At 52.6% G+C, this 2,455-nt stretch carries 3 protein-coding genes; all 3 read right to left on the bottom strand.

What is annotated here, in order from left to right:
- Positions 1-74: 74 nt before the first annotated feature.
- The 3 genes from tnpC to QWY20_RS18425 are packed head-to-tail and all read right to left on the bottom strand — an operon-like array spanning position 75 to position 2,372.
- Positions 75-1,604, bottom strand: coding sequence for an IS66 family transposase (gene tnpC, locus QWY20_RS18435; RefSeq protein ID WP_330130446.1), 1,530 nt, complete (start codon positions 1,602-1,604; stop codon positions 75-77).
- A 49-nt stretch (positions 1,605-1,653) separates the two neighbouring features.
- Positions 1,654-2,001 carry an IS66 family insertion sequence element accessory protein TnpB gene (gene tnpB, locus QWY20_RS18430; protein ID WP_330130445.1) on the bottom strand — a complete coding sequence of 116 codons (348 nt, stop codon included), beginning with the start codon at positions 1,999-2,001 and terminating at the stop codon, positions 1,654-1,656.
- Positions 1,998-2,372, bottom strand: a complete 375-nt coding sequence (locus tag QWY20_RS18425) for a transposase (RefSeq protein ID WP_330130444.1) — start codon at positions 2,370-2,372, stop codon at positions 1,998-2,000. The genes tnpB and QWY20_RS18425 overlap by 4 nt, the downstream gene beginning before the upstream one ends.
- Positions 2,373-2,455: the final 83 nt, after the last annotated feature.

The raw sequence follows: 2,455 nt of genomic DNA, 5'->3' as shown, positions 1-2,455 counted from the left end.
TGTAAGCGTCCGGCGATCACAGGTTGAAGTTCTAATTTAAGTGTCCACTTAATTTTTAGTGGACACTTAATGCCTTAAATCGCCTCACTAGGCTGGGGGGATAAGTCGATGTTCCAGGGTAGCAGCTCATCGATACGGTTGATGGGATGATTGCCGATACGTTTGAGTACCGTGGTCAGGTAGTCATTCGGATTGATGTCGTTGAGTTTAGCGGTACTGAGTATTGAATAGAGCACGGCAGCACGCTCACCTCCAGCCACTGAACCTGCAAACAGGTAATTTTTCCTGCCCAAGGCAATTGGTCGCAATGACCGCTCTGCACTGTTGTTATCAATCTCAGCATACCCATTATCCACATACGCAACCAGTGCCTCCCACTGCTTCACGGCATAGTGGATAGCCTTGGACAGTGGCGAGCCTTTCGATAAGGTGCGCAAGGTTGCTTGCAGCCAGCTATGGAATCGCTCAAGGATGGGCTTGGCTTGTGCTGCCCGGATACGTTGTCGCTCATCCGGTGGCTTGCCGCGAGCTTGTTTCTCAATCACGTAGAGAGATTGGATGACGGTTATCGCTTCATCAGCGAACGGCGAAGGGCCCGACTGGGTGATGTCATAGAACTTACGTCGCACGTGCGCCCAGCATCCGTGGGGTGTTATTTGCTGCTTGTACAATTCGTTGTAACCGGCATAAGCATCGGCCTGGAGCGAGCCTTTGTATCCTTTTAAGTGCTCGGTGGGATGGATGCTTTTGCGGTCTTCACTGTACTGCAGCCAGACCGCAGGTGCGGTGGTATCCCCCCAAGGGCGACCATCACGCACATAGGTCCAGTAACGTCCGGTTTGCGTGCGACCCTTGCCCGGTGATAGCGTCGGTGCGGTGGTATCATCCGCATGCACGTGGGTGGCAGCTTTTACATGACGACCGATGGCCTCAGCCAATGGCGTGAGTAACGCACCTGTTTGTCCTACCCAGTCCGCCAGGGTAGAGCGCTCGATATCAATGCCTTCACGCGCCATCCGCTCAGCCTGTCGGTACAGCGGCTGATGGTCGAGGTATTTATTGACCATCACTTGAGTGAGTAAAGCGGCACTGGCCAGTCCTTTTTTAATGACGCGCTCAGGCGCCTGACCTTGCACCAAGGTGTCGCAGTGCTTGCAGCTGAACTTTGGCCGTACAATGCGGATAACCCGATACGATGCAGGGACCACATCCAGCATTTCAGAGACATCATCACCGATATGGGTTAATTCGCCCTGACATGCCGGACACTGGCAGGCTGCTTCAACACACAGCTCTTCTCGCGGCAATTGTGCAGGTAGAGAAGTGCGTCGACGTGGCGTCACTTTGTCCTCTTTGGCCGGTGCAACTGGTTTAGGTAAGGCACTGGTCTGCATCTCCAGCTCTTCAAGTTGCAATTCCAACTGATGAATTTGTTTGTCGAGATGTTCGGACGAACGCCCGAAGCGGGCGCGTTTTAAAACGGATAACTGGTGGCGTAACGAGGCAATGACGGTATCTTGCTGAGCAAGCGTCGACTGCAGTTGAAGGATAATTTCCTGCAACTGTTTCGGGTCACTGGGTAAGTGTGATGCCATCGTTTTCATGCCCTGCATGATAGCATAAAATGGCAGCTAACTCATTGATTAAATGTGCTTATGTAGCATTTTTTGGCGTATTTTTTCTGGCAGGCGGGCGCCAGTCTAAGCCCTCCAGCAACAACGCCAATTCGGCCTGAGTTAAATGAACGGCACCGGATGTTGCACTTGGCCACACGAACCGTCCCTGCTCTAGGCGCTTGTAAAACAGACACAACCCCTGACCATCCCACCAGAGCAGTTTGAGCCGGTCTCCACGTCGCCCACGAAAAACAAACACATGACCACTAAAGGGGTCTTTCTGCAACACATGCTGTGCCATGGCCGCCAGGCCATCAAAGCCTTTGCGCATATCGGTGTATCCGGCACACAGCCATACGCGTAATTCATGAGATAAGGTAATCATGACAATGCCACCACCAATTGCTGCAAGATACACGGTGTCGCTTCGTGCAACACCAGTTGATGACCACTTCGAAACGAAACTGTGATGGCTGGTTGGTGTGCTGTCTGCTGTGGCTCAGCCCGCTTGGTGATGATGGGAATAAATGGTAGTGGTGCCACCGGCGTTTCGGGTTCGCCTTGAACGCGCCGGACCCACAAGGCGCTCCCCCTGTCGGCTTCACGTACCCAGCGAAAGACCTGATTGGTATTCACGTCGTATTTGCGCGCAAGCTCAGATACCGACAAGGTACGCTCTTTCGCAGCCTGGACAATTTGCCATTTGAACTCAGGCGAAAAGACCCTACGCCGGTCTGGTTCTTTTAATGCAGGCATTCATGACTCTCACGGTTAACAACAGTGAGGGATATGATGCGTGATCAGTCAGTAAATAAAAGATGTGATCGCCGGACGCTTAC

The organism is Alkalimonas cellulosilytica (assembly GCF_036325985.1).
Taxonomy (GTDB): Bacteria; Pseudomonadota; Gammaproteobacteria; order Enterobacterales; family Alteromonadaceae; genus Alkalimonas; species Alkalimonas cellulosilytica.
The sequence above is the reverse complement of the archived record's forward strand: the minus strand, read 5'-3'. Positions and strand labels throughout refer to the sequence as shown.

What these genes read in the sequence shown, in the direction of transcription:
- tnpC (WP_330130446.1), bottom strand. Translation starts at nt 1,604, where the DNA reads ATGAAAACGATGGCATCACACTTACCCAGTGACCCGAAACAGTTGCAG.
- tnpB (WP_330130445.1), bottom strand. Translation starts at nt 2,001, where the DNA reads ATGATTACCTTATCTCATGAATTACGCGTATGGCTGTGTGCCGGATAC.
- QWY20_RS18425 (WP_330130444.1), bottom strand. Translation starts at nt 2,372, where the DNA reads ATGCCTGCATTAAAAGAACCAGACCGGCGTAGGGTCTTTTCGCCTGAG.